Source organism: Verrucomicrobiaceae bacterium (assembly GCA_016713035.1).
Lineage (GTDB): Bacteria > Verrucomicrobiota > Verrucomicrobiia > Verrucomicrobiales > Verrucomicrobiaceae > Prosthecobacter.
Window position 1 is genome coordinate 294,986 of sequence record JADJPW010000006.1, and the last position, 19,042, is coordinate 314,027.

General features: G+C 59.6%; 20 protein-coding genes and 2 pseudogenes. 14 read left to right on the forward strand and 8 right to left on the reverse strand.

All coding sequences use genetic code 11. The annotated features are described in order from the left end of the window. Positions 1 to 30: 30 nt before the first annotated feature. Complete coding sequence (locus IPK32_18350) at positions 31 to 261, reverse strand: hypothetical protein (GenBank protein MBK8093878.1); 231 nt, start codon at positions 259 to 261, stop codon at positions 31 to 33. Between IPK32_18350 and IPK32_18355 the strand changes: the two genes are divergently transcribed. Next, on the forward strand, positions 260 to 685 hold the full coding sequence (locus IPK32_18355) for a YjbQ family protein (protein MBK8093879.1): 426 nt from the start codon (positions 260 to 262) through the stop codon (positions 683 to 685). The genes IPK32_18350 and IPK32_18355 overlap by 2 nt on opposite strands. A gap of 37 nt (positions 686 to 722) precedes the next feature. Here IPK32_18355 and truB read toward each other — a convergent pair whose 3' ends face one another. From truB to IPK32_18370, 3 genes are read right to left on the reverse strand one after another with little or no spacing between them, the layout of a single operon-like run. Further along, a complete protein-coding gene (truB, locus tag IPK32_18360; protein ID MBK8093880.1) occupies positions 723 to 1,457 on the reverse strand; it encodes a tRNA pseudouridine(55) synthase TruB in 735 nt (244 codons plus the stop codon). Further along, positions 1,432 to 2,418 (reverse strand): bifunctional oligoribonuclease/PAP phosphatase NrnA, encoded by a 987-nt coding sequence (locus tag IPK32_18365; GenBank protein MBK8093881.1) that lies wholly within the window; start codon positions 2,416 to 2,418, stop codon positions 1,432 to 1,434. The genes truB and IPK32_18365 overlap by 26 nt, the downstream gene beginning before the upstream one ends. 60 nt (positions 2,419 to 2,478) lie before the next feature. Further along, positions 2,479 to 3,993, reverse strand: coding sequence for a hypothetical protein (locus IPK32_18370; GenBank protein MBK8093882.1), 1,515 nt, complete (start codon positions 3,991 to 3,993; stop codon positions 2,479 to 2,481). 200 nt (positions 3,994 to 4,193) lie between these two features. Between IPK32_18370 and hisB the strand changes: the two genes are divergently transcribed. From hisB to IPK32_18435, 13 genes and pseudogenes are all read left to right on the forward strand, one after another. Further along, entirely contained in the window at positions 4,194 to 4,790 is a 597-nt protein-coding gene (gene hisB / locus IPK32_18375) for an imidazoleglycerol-phosphate dehydratase HisB (GenBank protein ID MBK8093883.1), read from the forward strand. After that, positions 4,790 to 5,413 carry an imidazole glycerol phosphate synthase subunit HisH gene (gene hisH / locus IPK32_18380; protein ID MBK8093884.1) on the forward strand — a complete coding sequence of 208 codons (624 nt, stop codon included), beginning with the start codon at positions 4,790 to 4,792 and terminating at the stop codon, positions 5,411 to 5,413. Before hisB ends, hisH begins: the two co-directional genes overlap by 1 nt. A 97-nt stretch (positions 5,414 to 5,510) precedes the next feature. Next, positions 5,511 to 6,179: a fibronectin type III domain-containing protein gene (locus IPK32_18385; GenBank protein ID MBK8093885.1), complete on the forward strand. Its 669-nt coding sequence runs from the start codon at positions 5,511 to 5,513 to the stop codon at positions 6,177 to 6,179. Beyond that, positions 6,139 to 6,321: a hypothetical protein gene (locus IPK32_18390; protein MBK8093886.1), complete on the forward strand. Its 183-nt coding sequence runs from the start codon at positions 6,139 to 6,141 to the stop codon at positions 6,319 to 6,321. The genes IPK32_18385 and IPK32_18390 overlap by 41 nt, the downstream gene beginning before the upstream one ends. Then, positions 6,318 to 6,722 (forward strand): hypothetical protein, encoded by a 405-nt coding sequence (locus IPK32_18395; protein MBK8093887.1) that lies wholly within the window; start codon positions 6,318 to 6,320, stop codon positions 6,720 to 6,722. The genes IPK32_18390 and IPK32_18395 overlap by 4 nt, the downstream gene beginning before the upstream one ends. Positions 6,723 to 6,863: 141 nt before the next feature. After that, positions 6,864 to 8,390 carry an SIS domain-containing protein gene (locus IPK32_18400; GenBank protein MBK8093888.1) on the forward strand — a complete coding sequence of 509 codons (1,527 nt, stop codon included), beginning with the start codon at positions 6,864 to 6,866 and terminating at the stop codon, positions 8,388 to 8,390. Between the two features lie 36 nt (positions 8,391 to 8,426). Then, positions 8,427 to 9,461: an Mrp/NBP35 family ATP-binding protein gene (locus IPK32_18405; GenBank protein MBK8093889.1), complete on the forward strand. Its 1,035-nt coding sequence runs from the start codon at positions 8,427 to 8,429 to the stop codon at positions 9,459 to 9,461. Between the two features lie 91 nt (positions 9,462 to 9,552). Continuing rightward, positions 9,553 to 10,676: pseudogene (locus tag IPK32_18410) on the forward strand (DEAD/DEAH box helicase). A gap of 122 nt (positions 10,677 to 10,798) precedes the next feature. Then, entirely contained in the window at positions 10,799 to 13,246 is a 2,448-nt protein-coding gene (locus tag IPK32_18415) for a PPC domain-containing protein (protein ID MBK8093890.1), read from the forward strand. A gap of 126 nt (positions 13,247 to 13,372) precedes the next feature. Continuing rightward, positions 13,373 to 14,095 (forward strand): hypothetical protein, encoded by a 723-nt coding sequence (locus IPK32_18420; GenBank protein MBK8093891.1) that lies wholly within the window; start codon positions 13,373 to 13,375, stop codon positions 14,093 to 14,095. 138 nt (positions 14,096 to 14,233) lie between these two features. Next, positions 14,234 to 15,271 carry a Gfo/Idh/MocA family oxidoreductase gene (locus tag IPK32_18425; GenBank protein MBK8093892.1) on the forward strand — a complete coding sequence of 346 codons (1,038 nt, stop codon included), beginning with the start codon at positions 14,234 to 14,236 and terminating at the stop codon, positions 15,269 to 15,271. Between the two features lie 123 nt (positions 15,272 to 15,394). Then, positions 15,395 to 16,318 (forward strand): annotated as a pseudogene (gene metF, locus IPK32_18430) (methylenetetrahydrofolate reductase [NAD(P)H]). After that, complete coding sequence (locus tag IPK32_18435; GenBank protein ID MBK8093893.1) at positions 16,315 to 17,244, forward strand: ROK family protein; 930 nt, start codon at positions 16,315 to 16,317, stop codon at positions 17,242 to 17,244. The pseudogene metF and the gene IPK32_18435 overlap by 4 nt, the downstream one beginning before the upstream one ends. 240 nt (positions 17,245 to 17,484) lie before the next feature. Here IPK32_18435 and IPK32_18440 read toward each other — a convergent pair whose 3' ends face one another. The 4 genes from IPK32_18440 to IPK32_18455 all read right to left on the reverse strand — a co-directional run bounded on the left by IPK32_18440 (position 17,485) and on the right by IPK32_18455 (position 19,023). Continuing rightward, the gene (locus IPK32_18440) at positions 17,485 to 17,733 is read right to left on the reverse strand and encodes a hypothetical protein (GenBank protein ID MBK8093894.1); all 249 of its coding nucleotides are present in this window, start codon (positions 17,731 to 17,733) and stop codon (positions 17,485 to 17,487) included. Positions 17,734 to 17,794: 61 nt separating this feature from the next. Then, positions 17,795 to 18,019 carry a DUF1670 domain-containing protein gene (locus IPK32_18445; GenBank protein ID MBK8093895.1) on the reverse strand — a complete coding sequence of 75 codons (225 nt, stop codon included), beginning with the start codon at positions 18,017 to 18,019 and terminating at the stop codon, positions 17,795 to 17,797. A gap of 94 nt (positions 18,020 to 18,113) precedes the next feature. Continuing rightward, the gene (locus tag IPK32_18450; protein ID MBK8093896.1) at positions 18,114 to 18,485 is read right to left on the reverse strand and encodes a DUF1670 domain-containing protein; all 372 of its coding nucleotides are present in this window, start codon (positions 18,483 to 18,485) and stop codon (positions 18,114 to 18,116) included. 13 nt (positions 18,486 to 18,498) lie between these two features. Next, positions 18,499 to 19,023: a DUF1670 domain-containing protein gene (locus tag IPK32_18455; protein MBK8093897.1), complete on the reverse strand. Its 525-nt coding sequence runs from the start codon at positions 19,021 to 19,023 to the stop codon at positions 18,499 to 18,501. Positions 19,024 to 19,042: the final 19 nt, after the last annotated feature.

The following is a 19,042-nucleotide window of genomic DNA, read 5'->3' on the forward strand; positions in this document are numbered from 1 at the left end:
AACGGAGTCAGCGGCTCTGGCAAAGAAAAATCAGGCGACACCTGCGCCGATGAGTAGGCGCACAATGGCGACGACACCGACGACGAGATTGATGGTGAGGCCGATCTTGCGCTGAGGGAAGACGCCGAAGATGACGCCGAGCACACAGCAGATGAGTGCAGGCCACTGGAAGATGCCGAGGAAGGGGATGATACCGATGGTCATCCAGGCTGCGGCGAAGAGGCCGAGGAGGACGGAGAAGAATTGGCAGAGGCTTTTCATGACGCAGGGGATCCTGAGCACGCGAGGGAAGGGGACTTACGAGATCACCGACCGCGTGTGCCGTATCGTGCAGGCCAGCGGCATCCAGACGGGCATGGCCACGGTGATGGTGCAGCATACCAGTGCTAGCTTGGTGATCTTTGAGAATGCAGATCCCTCTGCGCGGACGGATTTGCATGCGTTTTTCGATCGGTTGGTGCCGGAGGACACTCCCTACTTTGTCCATACTCACGAAGGGGCCGATGATATGCCCAGTCACTTGCGCATGGCCCTCACTCGCACGTCCGAGGTGATCCCGGTGATGCATGGCCGTCTGGCGCTGGGGACGTGGCAGGGGATTTTCCTCTTCGAGCACCGCCGTGCACCGCATACCCGCCGTATCGTGGTGAGTGTGGTGGGGGAGGGGCGTGTTCTTGGTTCGTAGTTCCTGGTTCTTGGTTCCTGGTTCGTTGTGCTTGGTTTTAGACGCCGCGCATTTTGGAGACGTCGTAGAGCGAGTACATGGACTGGAGGCAGGCATCACGCTGGCCGCCTTTGAGCATGTCAAAGGTGACGTTCTTGCCGGGCTGGAAGGTGAAGTGGCCACTGCGGGTGCGGCGCAGGGCACTGAGGTGGGCACCACAGCCGATTTTCTGGCCGATCTCATGGGCGTAGGTGCGGACGTAGAAGCCTTTGCTGCATACGACGCGGAAATCGACCTGTGGTAGCTCGACGCGGGTGATCTCGCGGTCATAGACGCGGACGAGGCGTGGCTCACGCGCCACTTCTTTGCCTTGGCGGGCGAGTTTGTACAGGGCCACACCGCCGATCTTCACGGCGCTGACCATCGGCGGAGTCTGATAAAAGTCGCCACGGAAGGCATCAAAGGCGGTTTCGATGTCTGAACGGGCGAGATCGGCTGGGAGGGGCTTGGTTTCGAGCACTTCGCCTTCGGCATCTTGGGTGCTGGTGGTGGAGCCGAGTGTGAGGGTGCCGGTGTACTCCTTGTCCTCGCTCATGAGCAGATCCTGGATGCGGGTGGCATTGCCGACGACGAGAATGAGCATGCCGGTGGCCATCGGATCGAGTGTGCCACAGTGGCCGATCTTTTTGGTGTTGAGGCAGCGGCGGGCGACTGCCACCACGTCATGGGAGGTCATGTCCTGGCCTTTATCGACCAGGAGAACGCCATTAATTGAGTCGTCGGAGGACTTCATCTTCGAGTGCGGAAAGGAAACGGGTTGAGGCTTCTGAAATGGGGCCTTTGAGGCGGGCCCCGGCGGCCATGCGGTGACCACCACCGCCGAATTGAGCACACACGTCGGACACGTTCACCCGCGTGTCTTTGGAGCGTGCGCTGACGCGGATTTTGCCGTTGTCGGCTTCTTCAAAAATGACGCAGGCCACCACGCTGTCGATCATGCGCAGGGTGTCGATGAGGCCCTCGGTATCACCGGGGAGCATGGAGATGCGCTGCATGAGCTCATGCGTGAGATTCCAGCTCACGATGCGGCCACTGGCGCGGAAGCTCATCTCATTGAGCATGGCACGCTGGAGCTCGATGCGGCGCAGCGGGTAGGACTGATAGAGCAGTGTGGCGAGCCGTGCGGTGTCGAGTCCGGCCTCCAGCATCTCCGCGACGATGCGGTGGGTGCGCGGACCGGTGCTGGAGAACTGAAAGGAGCCCGTATCGGTGGAAATGGCCGCGAAGAGATTCTGCCGCATGGCGTCATCCACAGGCAGCGCGGCCTGCTGGAGCAGATCATAGACGATCTGGCCTACGGCGGGGGCGGTGGTGTCGATGTGGTTTAGCTGGCCGTATCCGGGATTGGTGCCGTGGTGGTCGATATTGATGAGCAGCGGTGCTTTGGCGAAAATGGCGACGACGCCCTCCCCCAAGCGCTCCTGCGTGGCGGTATCGAGCGCGATGGCAAGGTCGAGCGCGGGAGGGGCTGCCTCGGTGGGCTTTTTCACCAGCTCAGAGCCGGGTAAAAAGGCCAGATGCGGCGGTGCACCGTCCTCCAGCAGCGGGAAGACTTCTTTGCCCGCAGCGCGGAGGCTGAGGGCCAATCCCATCACGGAACCCAGGGCATCACCATCCGGCCGCACATGCGCGGCGATGCCGATCCTCTGCGCGGAGCGGATGGCGTGGATGATTTCAGCAGGGATGGGCGTCATGGGCTGTCTCCCAAAGCACTGCGGGAGAGCGCTGCAAGGAAGAAGATGTGCCGGGCATGCTTACTTCGCCGGAATCTCATTGAGCGTGTAGTAGCCCACACGATGAAGGAGGGGCTCACCTGCCGCATTTTTCACGCCATCGAGATGCAGCTCGTGAATGTGGCCTTTGGTCAATGGGGTGATCGTCAGGCGCACGGATTTCCCGTCTGCGGCCACTTTTGCGGCGGTGATTTGCGGTTTGATCTCATCAATCTCATCGCCGCCGTATTGCTCGCGGTAGGCGTAGGTGAACTCGCGCATGCTGTAGCTCTGCACATCGCCAGCGCTGGCTGGATCGACCGCTTGGGTGAAAGTCAGCTCGAAGCCATCCGGCCGCGCACGCATCTCATGCACCTCAAAGGGCGTCTTGCCGGTCCACTCGCATTTTTCAAAGCAATGAGGCTTCCCGCCGCGTGCTCCCCAGCCGCGATCACTGCCACCGACGAAGACGCGGCCCTCCGCATCCATACGCCCACCGATGAGGCCGCTCTGAAAGCCACTGCGGAAGGGGAAGACCACGCCTTGCTTGATGCCGTTGATCGTTTCCAGGAATACGCGGCTCAGATTGCTGTGCGATTGGTCTGCGATGAAGAGCTGCTTGGCAAAGGGGCCGAATTTTCCTTCGCTGAGATCACAAATGATAGCGCTGGCGCTGTTGCCGATCTTTCCATGCACTAGGTAAACAGCGGGCGGCAGCAACTCCTTGATGCGAGCACGCTCTGCCACCATGCGGTCTGGGTCGCCGCCTACGCGTGCCTCTTTGCGGCCGCGATTGCCCTGAAAGGCCTCTGGGATCGGGTCGATGGGTTTTGCGCCCATGTTCGGAGCCTGATCATACCAAATATTTCCGCCGGGATGGCCTTGGAAACTGCCTGGAACCAGATGCTGGAGCGTGCATGAGCCATGCCACGGCCCCTGATTGTCACAGTAATATACCTCGCCATCGGCATCGAACCCCACGCCGCCCGGACTGCGCACACCACTGCATGTCGGCACCATTTTGCCATCTGGCTTCACTCGCAGTGCCCAGCCACGAAACGGCACCTGGCTGCTGAATGAGCCCGTGAGGCAAAGCGTGACCCACAAATCGCCCGCGCGGTCAAAGCGGCTGCCCAGTGCATACTCGTGGTAATCGCCCGAGACGCCCCAGTCGTCGCAGAAGTTATCAAAGACATCGGCGCGGCCATCGCCATCGGTGTCACGCAGCTTCGTGATCTCATAGCGAGTCGTCGCGTAGAGGCACTTTTCCTTCTCATGGTAGGCGATGCCCAGCACCTCATGCAGCCCACTCGCGAAAAGCTGGTAACTCACCGCTGCTGGATCGCTGCTGCTCGCCCCACTGACGATCCATACCTCACCGCGCCGCGTCCCCAGAGCGAGGCGTCCATCTGGCATCAAGTCGATCGAGCCCACCTCCAGCGCGGTCTGCTTTGGAGTCTCAAAGGAGGTGATTTTATAAAAATCCGCCTCCACGGGCTCTGCGGCAGGCAAATTCAGCGAACAGGCAAAGAGGGTCAGGAGGGAAGGGATCTTCATGCGGGCCGCATAAGTCGTCCTGCCCATGAGGTGCCTTTCAGCGAAAAATGGCTGACCAGGCGATTTACTCGACACTGTGCGGGTAAAACCCGTTGAGGCCTCTTTGCAGAGCATCCGCGTGGCATTTCCGCGCTCGGGCTTTTGGGAAGTGATACCTCATCCTTGCCGTGAGCGGCATGTGCGTGTTTGTTGCGCTGCCCATGAGCCAGACCCGCACCGCCAAGCAACACCGCAAGACCGCCGAGACGGACATCACCATCGAATTGAATGTCGATGGCTCCGGCGTGTCGCAAATCGACACCGGAGTGCCGTTTTTCGATCACATGTTGACCCTTTTCGCGAAGCACGGCCTCTTTGACCTCAAGGTGAAGACCATCGGCGACATCGAAGTGGACTACCATCACACCGTCGAGGACACCGGCATCGTGCTCGGCTCCTGCTTCCGTGAAGCGCTAGGCAACAAAGCGGGCATCGTCCGCTACGGCTGGGCCATGCTGCCGATGGATGAGACCCTCGCCCGCGTGGCGCTCGATCTCAGTGGCAGGCCGCTCCTCGTTTATGAGGCCCCAGATCGCGTGGAGGCCATCGGAGGCCGCTTTAGCTACCAGCTCGTCGAGGAATTCCTCCGCGCTTTCTCCTCTGCATTGCTGGCGAACGTGCATGTGGACATCCTACGTGGCAAAGACGCCCACCACATGGCCGAAGCTATCTTCAAAGGACTCGCCCGTGCCCTCGATGCCGCCACACGGCACGATCCACGCGTCACTGGCATCCCTAGCACCAAAGAAGTCCTCTAATGAAGAAACTCGGAGTGCTGGACTACGGCGCGGGGAATCTGCGCAGCGTGTTGAATGCCTTTGAGGCCATCGGCTCCCATGCAGAGCTGGTGAAAGAGCCCTCGGACTTCGACGCCATCGACATCCTCGTCTTTCCTGGGCAAGGGGCCTTCGGTGACAGTGTGCGTATCTTAAAAGAACAGGCACTCTGGGAGCCCCTACGTGCCTGGTTGGCTGCTGGACGGCCCTACCTCGGCATCTGTCTGGGATACCAGCTCCTCTTTGAAAGCAGCGAAGAATGCCCAGGCGTGGACGGACTCGGCGTCGCCCGTGGACGTGTGCGGAAGTTCGATCCCGCCAGTGGACTCAAAATCCCGCACATGGGCTGGAATACCGCCCGCTGGTCTGATCAGCACAGCACTATCTGGAGCGGGTTGACGCAGCCTGCGCACGTTTATTTCGTGCACTCTTATTACCCACAGGTGGTCGATGAGAATCTAGCCCTTTGCCGCACGGACTACGGCAGCGAATTCATCAGTGGCATCGCACGGGAAAACCTCATCGCCGTGCAGTTTCATCCAGAAAAGAGCCAAGAAACGGGCCTCACGCTGCTACGCAATGCGGTCACATATCTTGGCGCATGAGACGCAAATGAGGATGGAAAGTCAGGCATTTGCAGTTTGAACGCTTTTTCCACGGGAGTGTCCTAGTGATCCCCCTGTATTCTCTCCCTCCTCTTCCATGTCGGGCCTCCGCCAACTCTTCATAGCCCTTTTTCTCTCACTCCTCAGCGTAGCCTCGCTCGCTGTCGAGATCATCGGCTCCCCAGAAATCATCCCCGCTGACACAACGGCAACACTCCGTTGGAAAACAGATGTTGCCTGCGGCACACGTGCCCAGTTCGGACTCGATGCCTCAGCACTGAACCGCAAAGCAGAGGGCCCCGTCGCCGCCACCCACGAGCTCAAGCTGGAAAACCTCAAGCCCGGCACTCTTTACCACTTCTCCGTCGGCAGTGCCCGCGTTGATCTCGCCAAAGGCAGCTTCACCACCACGGGCGGCACGCCCAAGGCTCCCGCCGCAGCAGCCCCGCCGCCACCATCTGTCATGCGCCGCGTGCTCGATGCCCTGATCCCTGAGAAAAAAGCCCCCGCCTCTTCTTCTTCCACAGTCACGGCAAAGCCTCGTGCTCCATCCGCCAGCACCAGCACCCTCACTGCCCCGCCCACACGCAGCACCTGGGGCAGCATCGACTCCCTTCAGGATCATTTTGAACGCCACGGGCCGGACTTCCAGAGTCGCAGTGCAGATGAATATGCCGCCCAGGCCTGGACCTTTTCTCCAGCGTGCTCGGACCGAGGGCCTCCCCATGAAGATCGACGACACAGACGGCACCCTCCGCGTCTTTGATCCGAAAACACGAGCATTCGCCGCTTACACACGCTCCGGCAAAACCAAGACCTACTTCCGCCCCAACAATCCCTCCTACTGGCAGCGCCAACCCGGTCGCGCCGTCACTTCCGCAGATCTTTCCTTTCCCCCCGCACGATGACCGCCCCCAAAAAGCCCCGAGCGAAATCCACCCCCAGCACTGCCACTCCATCCGCTAAACCCGCACGCCTCCGCAAGCTCGTGCGCGTACAGCCCAAGGCCTCCAAGCGCAACAGCCAAGAGGATACCATCATGAAACTCGCCAAAGAAGTCAATTCCTGCCCCGTCTGTGGCTACGACGACCTCGCCGAGCCCGCACGCAATCGCACAGGTGGAGCCTCCATGGAAATCTGCCCCTGCTGCGGCTTCCAATTTGGTGTCACCGATGATGACGACGGCATCAGCTACGACGAATTCCGCGAAACCTGGATCAGCGGCGGCATGCGCTGGCAGAGCAAAGGCAAAAAACTCCCCCAGACTTCCATCCGCATACCCAGCTCGCCAATCTCGCCCTCCGTGTGACTTTAGCCCGCGTCAAAGGCCGTCCACCCCGGATGAAGCCCGAATACGCCTAAAAAGCGCCAGCCTGCCCATCCTCTGCTTTTCGGCTCCGCATTTGAAGGCCACACTTGCCATCACCTCCCGGCGCATGCACCTCCCCTCATGACTGAGGCAGATGAGTATTTAAAAATCGCCGCCGACTTCCAGCTCGGCAGCCTAGAGACCGAATCGCAGCATCCCCTCACCGTCGATCTGTCTCGTCAGGCACAGGAAGATCTGCCCCAGGCACTCGAAAGCCTGCGTCAGGTCGATCTCCTCGCCCTCCGCCGCATGGAGGAAAAATCCGCGCCGCTCATTGATCTCGCACGGGCCATCGCCGCCACCTTTGCCGCTGGAAAACGCATCTACCTCTGTGGCTGCGGAGCCACCGGACGCCTAGCACTCAGCATCGAGATTTTTTGCCGCCAGGGTACCCTTCCATGGCCGCGACCCGATAGCGTCCGCGCCTTCATGGCCGGTGGTGATCTCGCTCTGATCAAAGCCATCGAAACCTTCGAGGACCACCCGGAATACGGCGCACGCCAGCTCGCGGAGCTCGGATTCGAAGACGGCGACCTCCTCATCAGTGCAACCGAAGGCGGTGAAACCCCCTTCGTCATCGGTGCCACCGAGCACGCCGCCGCACACTCGCAAAACACCCCCTGGTTCCTCTATTGCAATCCAGACGATCTCCTCGCCGCAGCCGCCGAGCGCAGCCGCCGCGTCCTCGCCGACTCCCGCATCCGTAAGCTCAATCTCGCCGTCGGCCCCATGGCCATCAGCGGCAGCACACGTATGCAGTCCAGCACGGTGCTGGAGGCAGCTATCGGCTTCGCCCTCATGCATGCAGGTACGCCAGAAAGTGCTCCACAGGAGGTCTCGCGGCTGCTCCAGCTCGTCCAGGCCCACGACGGTCAATTCATCGCTCCCTTCATCGAAAAAGAAGCCGCCATCTACCAAAGCGGAGGCCACCTCATGTATCGCAGTGACGAATACGGCATCACCGTCGTCACCGACACCACTGAGCGAGCTCCCACCTTCAGCCTCGCCCCTTTTGAAAAACAGGATGATCCGGCCGCGCCGCTCTCCTGGTGCCATTTTTATCTCCCAGACCAGCCAGACGCACTTTCCGCCTGGCACGCACTCCTCGGACGTGCCCCACGCACGCTTGATTGGCCGGAAGTGCGTCATCTCGCCGGAGCGGCCATTTTGGGCTCCTACGACCTCTCACGCCAAACACGCGAAAAACGCCAAAATCGCCTCTCTGGCCCCCAGATGGCCGAATTCTCCATTTCCGGCCTCCCAGGGGCCATTTCTTGGCAAATTGACGGCTACAGGCACCTAGAGCCCATCTCCGCCCCCGCCTTCCACCGCCATCTGATGCTTAAAATGTGGATCAACATCCACTCCACCCTCGTCATGGGCCGCATGGGCCGCTACCGCGACAATCTCATGACTTTCGTCAAACCCAGCAACAACAAGCTCATCGACCGCGCCGTCCGCTACGTCCGCCTCCTCGCCAGTCATCACACCGACACCGTCCCCGACTACGAAACCGTCGTCCGCGCCCTCTTTGACCAGCGCGCGATCATGCAAGTCGGTGATGCCATCGTCCTACGCACCCTCGCCGCCGTCTGCCCCGGCATTTGACATCCAGCCGCATCCACTCTCCTTCGCTCTCGACCCATGCTCTCCGAAAACGACATCCGCACCGCTCTCGCCAACGTCCGCTACCCCGGCTTCAGCCGCGACATCCTCTCCTTTGGCCTCGTCAAAGCCATCCGTCTCGATGGCCCCGATCTTACCGTCAGCATCAGCCTCGCCACCCGCGACCCGAACATCCCCCGCCTCATCCACGAGCAGGCCATGGACGTGCTCCAGAAGCTCCCTGGCATCGGCCAAGTCCGCCTCGACTTCGACATCAAAGACCCACCCGGCACCAACACCACGGCCTCGGAGAAAATGGGCAAATCCAGCATTCCAGGCGTCAAAAAAATCATCGCCATCGCCTCTGGCAAAGGTGGCGTCGGCAAAAGCACCGTCGCCAGCAACCTCGCCGTCGCTCTCAGTCAGCAGGGACTCCGCGTCGGCCTCTGCGACTGCGACCTCTACGGCCCCAGCATCGCCCACATGTTCGGCACCGATGAGCGCCCCTATCAAAACGATGAGCAGCAGATCATCCCCATCGAAAAACACGGCCTCCAGCTCATCTCCATGGGCTTCCTTCTCGAAGACGACTCCCCGGTCATCGTCCGCGGCCCCATCGCTACCCGTTACACGCAGCAATTCCTCCGCCAAGTCGCCTGGAAAGACCTCGATGTCCTCCTACTCGACCTCCCACCCGGCACGGGCGACATCCAGCTCACCATCGTCCAAACCGTGGCCCTCGACGGTGCCATCATCGTCACCACCCCTCAAGAAGTCGCCCTCATCGACGCCCGCAAAGCCGTCGGCATGTTCCAAAAAGTCAACGTCCCCATCCTCGGCATCATTGAAAACATGAGCTACTTCCTCTGCCCCTCCGACGGCAAGGAATACGCTATCTTCGGTCAAGGCGGCGGTGAAAAAGAGGCCAAGCGCCTCGGTGTCCCCCTCCTGGGCCGCATCCCTATCGAAATGCCCCTCCGTGAGAGCGGCGACAGCGGGCAGCCCCACACCCTCCAAAACCCCAGCAGCCCCACATCCCTCCTCTTCAGCGCCATCGCTCGGTCACTCGGCTAATTCGCTTTCAGAGCCTCGTTTTTGACTGGGAGCGAGAGGAGGCGATTTGTTCCTTGGCATTCGGCATATTTCGGCGCAGGAGAAGGGCAACATGTCACACCCATTTATCGAACTCGGCGTCCCGCAGGCTATGATCCGCGCTTTGGAGGAGCTGGGCATCGTGAATCCCACACCTGTGCAGCAGCAGGTGATCCCATTTCTGATCGAAAAAGGCAGCGATCTCATCACCCAGGCGCAGACCGGCACGGGGAAGACGGCGGCCTTTGGACTGCCGCTGCTGATGCGGATGGACCCGATGCACAGGGACGTGCAGGGACTGGTCCTGGCACCCACTCGCGAGCTGGCAAAGCAGATCGGCAAGCAGCTCTTTCGATTCACGAAGTACACGGACAAAATCTTCATCGAAGTCGCCGGTGGGGTGACAATATCGACCAGCAAATCGAGCGTCTGCGCCGTCCGACGCACATCGTCGTCGCCACGCCTGGTCGCTTGCTCGATCTGCTGGAAAAAGATGCCCTCACGCTCGAATTCGTGCGCTACGTCGTGCTAGATGAGGCGGATGAGATGCTGAGCATGGGCTTTAAAAAGCAGCTTGGCGAGATTTTGAAGCTCGCGGCCATGCGTCGCAGCACTTGGCTCTTTTCTGCGACCTTCCCAGAGTCCATCGAGGCGCTGATCAAGGGCTGCATGTCTGTGAGCGCCCACCGCCTCCAGATCGACACCGCGAATGTGGTCAATCGCGACATCGACCACCGCTTCGCGATCTGTAAGCGGGCAGAAAAGACCGCTTTCATCACCAACTTCCTCAAACGCCAAAAGGAGCAACGCGGCCTCATTTTTTGCCGGACGAAGCATGGCGCGATGGATCTCTGTAACGAACTCCGTGAGCAAGGCTTCGCCGTGGAGGTGCTCCAGGGCGATCTGATGCAAAAGGAGCGAGATAAGGTGATGCGGGCCTTCAAAAAGGAGCGTGTGCAATTCGTCGTCGCGACCGATGTGGCTGCGCGTGGCATCGACGTAGCGGGCTTGAGCTTTGTCATTCACCACCAGCTCCCAGACCAGATCGAGTACTACACGCATCGGAGCGGACGCACCGCCCGCGCAGGGAACAAAGGCATGTCTTTGGCCCTGATCGAACCGACTGAGAAGGCGCAGATCACCGAGATCGAAAATAGGCTGCGGGTGAGTTTTAAACCCTATTCGACCAGAGGCTGAGCGAGCCAGCGAAAAGCCAGGATCTTTTTTTGTGCGAGTAGCCTTACTCACGACGAAACTGTATCCTGGGCGTAATTTTCACCCTTACATCCGCGTACGAGAAGAACCCCAAATTCACCGCTATGTCCCCATATCGTCATTTTTTCCTCGCAGCAGTTTGTTTTGCCACAACGGCAGTCCATGCATCCTACCCAGAGTTCAGTGGCTTGAAGCCCAATGGTGGGCAGCGGGGGACTGAGGTGAAGCTGACTCTGACAGGCAACCGCCTCGCGGATTTTGAGAGCCTCATTTTCTTCACTCCTGGCTTCACGCAAAAGAGTGTGGAGAAGGCTGAAAATGGCAAAGTGGACCTCACGCTCGCCATCGCGCCAGAGGTACTGCCAGGGAACCACTTCATGCGCATCCGCACCAAGACTGGCATCTCTCACCCACGTCAGTTTTTCGTCGGCATCTTCCCCAACGTGGACGAAAAAGAGCCCAACAGTGACTTTGAGACCCCGCAGATCATCTCCATGAATCAAACGGTCGAAGGCGTGGTGCAGAACGAGGATGTGGACTACTACCGCCTGAGCCTGAAAAAAGGCCAGCGCATCTCTGTCGAGGTCGATGGCCTGCGCCTCGGTTACACGGTTTTTGACCCCTTCCTCGCCATCATCGACAAGGAACGCTTTGAGAAGGTCATCTCCGATGACACCATCCTCCACCGCCAAGACGGCTATTGCTCCTACGTGGCCGAGGAAGATGGTGATTATACGGTCATGATCCGTGAGTCGTCCTATCGGGGCGGCGGCAATAGTTTTTACCGCCTGCATGTCGGTGGGTATCGCCGCCCAGATGTGGTTTATCCCGCCGGTGGCAAGATTGGCAGCAAGACGCATGTGCGCTTCATTGAGCGTGATGGCAGCTTTGAGGAGGAGGCGCAGCTCCCTGGGGAGGTCGATCCTTCCTTCATGCTCTATTCGAAGACGCAGGAGCCCGCTCCCAGTGGCAATCCCTTCCGCTTGGTACATTTTGACAATGCCCTCGAAGTCGAGCCGAACGAGGACCAAGCCACTGCCTCGCCTGCCGCGGGTGAGCCCATCGCCATCAATGGCATCATCGCAAAGGCTGGCGACGTCGATTACTTCAAAGTGCCTCTCAAAAAAGGCATGGCGCTGGAGATGCAGACCTTTGCCCAGAGCCTCGGCAGCCCGCTCGATAGCGTGGTCAACATCTACAATGCCAAAGGCAGCGCTCTCGCTAGCAATGACGACGGTGGTGGCCGCCGCCGCCTCGATAGCAAGGTGAAAGTAAATATCCCAGCCGACGGTGATTACTTCATCCGCGTCACCGATCACCTGGATCGCGGTGGTCCGAATTTCGTCTATCGGATCGAGCTCATCGCTGCCGAGCCAGACCTCTATTTTGCTTCGCCACAATTCACGGTGAACGACACGCACTACCGCCAATTCATCGCCGTGCCCAAAGGTGGCCGATATGCCACCCTGGTGAACATTTCCCGCAACAACGTCGGTGGTGATTTCAAATTCACCGCACCGAGCCTCCCTGCTGGCGTGAAGCTGCTCACCGAGCTAGCACCCAAAGATCTCGGCAACGTTCCGCTCCTCTTTGAAGCCGCAGCGGATGCCCCGCTCGGACACCAGACGGTCCCGCTCAAGCTCAATCCTCTCGACCCGAACACCAAAACCATCGGCAAACTGCGCCAGGAGTTTGACGTCGTGCGCAGTGGCAACGTCGTCTATTACACGGAAATCGAAGACAAATTGCCCGTCGCCGTCATTGACGAGGCTCCCTACTCCCTGGAGATCGGAAAGCCCACCACCGCGCTCGTCGCCAATGGTGTGCAGGACCTCAAAGTCACTGCGAAACGGAAAGAAGGCTTCAAAAATGCCATCCGCGTCTTCATGATCTGGAAAAGCCCCGGTGTGAGCTGCCTCGGTGAGCAAACCATCCCTGAAGGCCAAAATGAATGCGTCTTTAACCTCGATGCGAACGGCGCTGTCACCGACGGGAAATGGAACTACACCGTCATGGGCGAGGTCGATGCTGGGAATGGCCGCATCTACAACGCGAGCCCATTTACCGAGGTCACCACCACCACGGCCTACCTCACCGCACCGGCCATCCCGCTCGTGGCCGTGGAGCAGGGGAAAGAAAGCGTCATGGTCGCCAAGCTGGAGCACCTGAAGCCCTTTGAAGGCAGCGCGAAAGCCCAGGTCCTTGGCGTGCCCGACACCATCGAAATCGAAAGCGCCGAAATCACCAAGGAAACCAAAGAGGTCGCCTTTAAGGTCAAAACCACGAACAAGTCGCCGGTCGGCAAACAAGGTAATCTCTTTGTCCGAGTCGATGTCCCTGTTGCTGGTGGCACCACCACGCACCGAATCGCCCTTGGCTCCATCCTGCGGATCGACGCCCCGCGCAAGGTCGTCGCGCCACCACCTGCTGCCCCAGTGGTCGCCGCGAACAAGCCCAAGGAAGCCCCCAAGCCTGCTGCTGCCGCACCCGCTGCGAAACCACTCAGCCGCCTCGAACAGCTCCGCCAAGAAGCCGCTGGTGGGAAGAAATGAGGGCTGTAGTCACGCTGGTGACCTGCAAATAGGAGCGACGCCGATGGTCGCCCGTAGATTAGATGAAAAAAGTGCGAAAGGTGCTTAGTCTTGCCGCGTTTCGGACGCGCACTCCAGATCTACACCATGAAAACTCCCGCTTTCATCCCCGCTATTCTGCTTATTACGGCCTCCGCCCTCCCAGCTCGTGAATTCACGGATACTCAGGGGCGTAAACTCGATGCCGAGATCGTCGCTGCCGCTGCTGGGCAGGTGACGCTGCAACGTGTCACTGACAAGCGCACCTTCGCGGTCCCCGTCACCACCTTTAGTGAAGCAGATCAGAAATTCATCACCGAATGGGCTGCCTCAAACACGAAATACAGCTTCGATGTCACCTACACGAAAAAGAAGCTCAATGAGACAAAGACCCGCCGCAATAACACCACCTACGAAGAGGAAACCTGGGTCTATAAAATCAATATCAAGAACCGGCTCCCGGCGGCTGTCGGGGACTTGCGCCTCGACTACTGGTGCTTTCGCCGTGCCGACTCTGGGAAAGGCAAGGGCTCCGCTCGGATCGAGACCTCTGGCAGCTCCAATATCCCTGCCATCGCCGGGGCCAGCTCGATAACCCTCGACACCTCGGAGATCATTTTGAGCAAACAGAAGCTCGACGGCGGTTTTTACTACATCAACGGCGAGAACGCTCAACAGTCAGACGCCGTCGGTGGACTCGCCGTGCGCATCTTTGATAAAAACGGCAAGGAAGTCCATAAATGGGCCACGAAGGACGATCTCCTCGCGGCCGCTGTCGGTAAACCGACGGGTGGCGGGTCCAATTCTGAAAAACGCCCGCCTGCCCCATAAAAAGCAATCTTCGGTGGGAAGAATCCTTGGCTGTGGCCTGCGCAAATCGTAGCCATTGGCTCTTTTGGAGAATCAAATGTGCATGATTGACAAAAAAGAGTGTTTTTGGGTGCGTTTGAGTTCTCTCCTCACTCCACCATGAAAAAATACAACGTCGGCATAATCGGATACGGCTGGGCGGCCACCGCCCACATCGAAGCGATCAATAAAACCACCCAGGGCCAAGTCACCGCGATCTACTCGTCTCGTAAGCTCGATGACGCCGAGCTCAGCGCCAAATATGGGCGCCCCATGAAAAGCTACACCAGCACCGATGCCATGCTGGCAGACCCAGACATCCATGTGGTGGACATCACCAGCTATCCCAGCCAGCACCGCGATCAGGCCATCGCCGCCGCAAACGCCAAGAAACATGTCATCCTGGAAAAACCCATGGCCAATAGCCTCCAGGAAGTCCGTGAAATCGCCGCCGCTACCAAGGCCAATGGCGTGCAGGGCTGCGTCTGCTTCGAGTGCCGCTTTTCAAACCAATTCACCGTCACCAAGGCACTCATTGATGAAGGTTTGCTCGGAAAGCTGCACTACGGTGAAATCGACTACTATCATGGCATCGGCCCCTGGTACGGCCAGTTCCGCTGGAATACGGGCAAAAAGGACGGCGGCAGCGCCCTGCTCACCGCTGGCTGCCATGCCCTGGATGCCCTGCTCATGATGATGGGCAATGAAGTCGAAAGCGTCAGCTCCTTCTCCACCAAGAGCAGCAGCGACATCTTCAAACCCTACGAATACGACACCAGCAGCGTCACCATCCTGCACTTCAAAAATGGCTCGGTCGGCAAGTCCGCAGCCATCGTGGACTGCCTCCAGCCCTACTACTTCCACACCCACCTCTGTGGCAGCCAGGGCAGCCTATTGGATGATAAATTCCACTCCATGAAGCTGCACACCGATAAGCAGCACTGGAGCAAGCTCTCCATGAAAATGCTCGATAGTGGCGACGTCAGCGACCATCCCTATCAGAGCCAGTTCCAGGCCTTCTTCGACTCCCTCGATGCAGGCAAGCCCATGCCACTCACCAGCTTTGAAGAATCCCTCAAGACCTTCGAAGTCATCTTCGCCGCAGACAAGAGCGCCGAGCAGGGTGGCAAGCCGGTGAAAATCAGCGACATGCGTTGATTCCGCCGTCAGGAAGCACCCATCAGCGGCCATTCGGGTAGCGAATGGCCGCTTTTTCATGCTGCGCAAACGAGCAAAGCATGGTTGTGTAAGCGGCCATTTTCGGCTCTTTCCGCCCACTCCATGCATATCGAGGACATTTTCAACAAACAAAAGCCCACACTCTCCTTCGAGTTCTTCCCACCCAAGTCTGCGGAGGCCTCTGAGGCCCTTTTCGGCACCATTGGGGAACTAGAGGCCCATAAGCCCGATTTCGTCAGTGTGACCTACGGCGCAGGCGGCTCCACCCGCGAGCCTCACGCATGATCTCGTCGTGCGGATCAAAAAACCACCAGCCTCGATCCCGTTCCCCATCTCACCTGCGTCTGCCACAGTGAGGCAGACATCCAGTCCATCCTCGAGCGCTATGCAGAGGCCGGAGTGAGCAATATTTTGGCCCTCGGCGGTGATCCACCCAAAAACCTCGCCGGCTACGACCGCGCCAAAGATGCCTTCCAGCACGCAGCCGACCTCGTCGCCTTCATCAAGAAATTCAATGAACTCGGCGGGCATCCAGATAAGCGCGGATTCGGCATCGGCGTCGCGGGTTTCCCAGAAGGGCACCCCACCACACCGAACCGCGTCCTCGAAATGGACCACCTGAAGGCCAAAGTCGATGCCGGGGCCGATTACATCTGCACCCAGCTCTTCTTCGACAATCACGACTTCCTCGACTTCCGTGCCCGTTGCCGCCTCGCCGGAATCCATGTGCCCATCATCGCAGGTATCATGCCCATCACCAGCGCCTCAGGCATGCGCCGCATGGCCGAGCTCGCCGCCGGTGCCCGCTATCCTGCGAAGCTCCTCCGCGCCATCCAGCGCTGCGGCAATGATGAAGCCGCCGTCCAGAAAGTAGGCATCCACTACGCCACCGAGCAGTGCCACGACCTGCTCGATCACGGCGTGGACGGCATCCACTTCTATACGCTGAATAAATCCCACGCCACCCGCGAGATCTACGCCAGCCTAGGCATCCGTGACTCAGCCGCCGTCCAGAAACTGGCATGATCACCACAACTGAAAAGCCCCTCATCGCCGCCATCGAGGCCGGTGGCACCAAATTCGTCTGCGCCATCGGCACCGGCCCGGATGACCTACGCGACATCGCACGCTTTCCCACCACCACCCCAGAGGCCACACTCACAGAGGTCTGCCGCCACCTCTCCATGATGAAGTCCAAGCACGGCCCCTTCCAGGCCATCGGCATCGGCTCCTTTGGCCCCATCGACCTCGATACGAATAGCAAAACCTACGGCTACATCACCACCACCCCCAAGCCCGGCTGGCAGTTCGTCGATGTCGCCAGCATGCTCAGGACACGCTACCACGTCCCCGTCGCCCTCGATACCGATGTCAATGCCGCCGTGCTCGGCGAATACCTCTGGGGCGCGGGGCAGGGCATCGACCCACTCGTTTACATCACCGTCGGCACCGGAGTCGGCGGAGGGGCATTAGTCCATGGCCAGCTCCTCCATGGACTGCTGCATCCAGAAATGGGCCACATCATGGTCCCACCCCCATCGAACAGCAGCGCCGTGCAGGCCATCTGCCACTGCCCCTTCCACAAAAGCTGCGTCGAAGGCTACATCAGCGGCGCAGCACTCGCCGTGCGCTGGGGAGTCAAAGCAGACGCCCTGCCAGAGGAGCACCCCGCATGGGAAGAAGTCGCCGATGTCATGGCCCATGCCCTCGCCAATATCACCCTCACCCTCTGCCCACGCCGCATCATCCTCGGCGGTGGCGTCATGAGCCAGGCACACATCCTCCCGCTCATCCGTGGGAAATTCTCCAAAGTCCTCAACAACTACCTCCGCGTCCACGAAACCGGAGCCGGCTTAGACGACTTCATCCGCCCACCCGGCCTCAAAGATCAAAGCGGCATCCTCGGAGCCCTCGCACTCGGCGGCTATGCCCTCCAGGGCCGCAGGTGGTGAAGCCCCGCACCAGAATCCTCATGCGGCGAACCACCGGTTCTTGAGGAGCAGAAGGACCGAGGATCATGGAGTTTCTTGTTCCTTGTTCTTCGTGTTTGGTTCATCCGCCTCCGCCTCAGACTTGAAAGGGCTTTTATAGTCTTGCACATGCTCTTGATCTTCATTTCCCATCTCTCAAAGAAATTAAGGGCACCTGTCCGGCTGTGGGTGTGTGTCCTGTGAGTGCTGGCGATCAGCGGCTCATGGGGTTGGTTGAGGCATAGGATGGCTGGGGTTGGTGCTTTGGTCGAGTTTTTTGATGATGTCCTCCAGACGGGAGGACTCTCCGTTGGGGAGATCGGCGTAACGGGCGCGGTGCTCTTCGATGAGAGCGAGGTGCTCTTCGATGAACCTCGAGCTGAGCTTGGTGGCAAAGCTGGTTTGCGCTACGTCGAGCCCTTTGCTTTTGCACATGAGCACTTGTTTGAAGTTGGTGGTGTAGCGCAGCACGGCTTCTGGGCTGTGGTCGGTTTGCCTCGCTGCGCTCGCCCTGCGGGCAGCCTGCGGCTGGCTATCTCCCTTCGGTCGGTTCGCGGCATACGGTCTGCACGTTCTTGCCCTCGAAGATGAGCTTTTGCAGGATGATCTTCTTGTGCGTGAGCGTGGTGCCCATGTCGTGGATGCTGCCGCGGGTGGGCAGCATGCGCTGGTGCTCGTCTTCCCATTCGCGCCGGTAGATATCAACGGTGCTGGGTGAGAGTTTGAGCAACAGCGAGACTTCGGCGTTGGTGAGCACGCCGTGTTGCTCGTAGGCTTGGGAGCCGAACGGAGTGAAACAGACGCGACGAAGGAGCGCCCGCAGGGCGAGCGGGATGGGCGGCGGGAGCGAGTCAAAAGAGGCGGGCGACGGCTTCTTTTTTCACTTTGCGTAGCTTGGTGCCTTCGGCGCGGGCCTGCACTTCGCTGTTTTGCAGCAGATCGAGCACGACGGGGGTGAGCTGGCTCTGGGTGATGGTTTTACCGTAGCTACTGGTCTCGTCTTTATGCACGGCGGTCCAGCGCACTTGGCCTTGGGCCATGTGGGTGGTGCTGGGATAGTGCGCGGTGACGAGCTGGGCGATGGCTTGCATCCGGGCTTTGCGCGTGAGGAGTCCTCCGAGCTGGGGGCATTCGGCGGCGATGAAGGCGCTGAGGGCTCCTTCGAAGGTTTTGTAGCACTGTGGGCCGAAGGTGTCGCGGGCGTGTTGGAGTCGGTCGCTCATGGCTGCGTGGTTCCTATCGGCGATGAGTTGATACACTTTGTGGGTGCCAAAAGCGCCCCCGTTTTGGTATCACCACTTTCGTGGTGCGCCGTGCCGATGGCCTCGAGTTCTGCGACTCGCAGCTTGAATCCTTCTTTGCTTTTGAACTCTTGGTAGATGTCGAGGTAGGCGTGGACGGAAACGTTGCTGATGCCCAGCGCGAAGGCGGTTTGCAGTACGCTGAAGCCGTGGAGGACGCAGTAGATGACGCGGGCGAAGTGGTTGAGGTAGCGCTCGACGGCGCGCAGGGGAGTGGTTGATGGCGCGGGCGACTTCCTTCGGCTCCTTGCCCTCGAGCCAGTGGCGGATGGCTACACCTTTGTGGGTGAGTGTCGGGCCGATGTCTTTTTGCTGTCCACGCGTGGGGATGGATGCCGAGGTCTTTGAGCGCCTTGATGTCGCGGCGCACGGTTCGTGCATCGCAGGAGAGGATCTGCGCGAGGTCTTCCTGCGTGAGCAAGCCGCCCTGGTCGCGTGCCTCCTCGCAGAGGCGGCCGATGCGCCCGCAGAGTCAGCGA

Bases quoted from the DNA above. Each gene is read 5' to 3' on its own strand.
- truB (MBK8093880.1), bottom strand. From the start codon at position 1,457: ATGAAGTCCTCCGACGACTCAATTAATGGCGTTCTCCTGGTCGATAAA.
- IPK32_18435 (MBK8093893.1), top strand. From the start codon at position 16,315: ATGATCACCACAACTGAAAAGCCCCTCATCGCCGCCATCGAGGCCGGT.
- IPK32_18390 (MBK8093886.1), top strand. From the start codon at position 6,139: ATGAAGATCGACGACACAGACGGCACCCTCCGCGTCTTTGATCCGAAA.
- IPK32_18350 (MBK8093878.1), bottom strand. From the start codon at position 261: ATGAAAAGCCTCTGCCAATTCTTCTCCGTCCTCCTCGGCCTCTTCGCC.
- IPK32_18425 (MBK8093892.1), top strand. From the start codon at position 14,234: ATGAAAAAATACAACGTCGGCATAATCGGATACGGCTGGGCGGCCACC.
- IPK32_18385 (MBK8093885.1), top strand. From the start codon at position 5,511: ATGTCGGGCCTCCGCCAACTCTTCATAGCCCTTTTTCTCTCACTCCTC.
- IPK32_18405 (MBK8093889.1), top strand. From the start codon at position 8,427: ATGCTCTCCGAAAACGACATCCGCACCGCTCTCGCCAACGTCCGCTAC.
- IPK32_18400 (MBK8093888.1), top strand. From the start codon at position 6,864: ATGACTGAGGCAGATGAGTATTTAAAAATCGCCGCCGACTTCCAGCTC.
- hisH (MBK8093884.1), top strand. From the start codon at position 4,790: ATGAAGAAACTCGGAGTGCTGGACTACGGCGCGGGGAATCTGCGCAGC.
- IPK32_18370 (MBK8093882.1), bottom strand. From the start codon at position 3,993: ATGAAGATCCCTTCCCTCCTGACCCTCTTTGCCTGTTCGCTGAATTTG.
- hisB (MBK8093883.1), top strand. From the start codon at position 4,194: ATGAGCCAGACCCGCACCGCCAAGCAACACCGCAAGACCGCCGAGACG.
- IPK32_18365 (MBK8093881.1), bottom strand. From the start codon at position 2,418: ATGACGCCCATCCCTGCTGAAATCATCCACGCCATCCGCTCCGCGCAG.
- IPK32_18420 (MBK8093891.1), top strand. From the start codon at position 13,373: ATGAAAACTCCCGCTTTCATCCCCGCTATTCTGCTTATTACGGCCTCC.
- IPK32_18355 (MBK8093879.1), top strand. From the start codon at position 260: ATGACGCAGGGGATCCTGAGCACGCGAGGGAAGGGGACTTACGAGATC.
- IPK32_18395 (MBK8093887.1), top strand. From the start codon at position 6,318: ATGACCGCCCCCAAAAAGCCCCGAGCGAAATCCACCCCCAGCACTGCC.
- IPK32_18450 (MBK8093896.1), bottom strand. From the start codon at position 18,485: ATGAGCGACCGACTCCAACACGCCCGCGACACCTTCGGCCCACAGTGC.
- IPK32_18415 (MBK8093890.1), top strand. From the start codon at position 10,799: ATGTCCCCATATCGTCATTTTTTCCTCGCAGCAGTTTGTTTTGCCACA.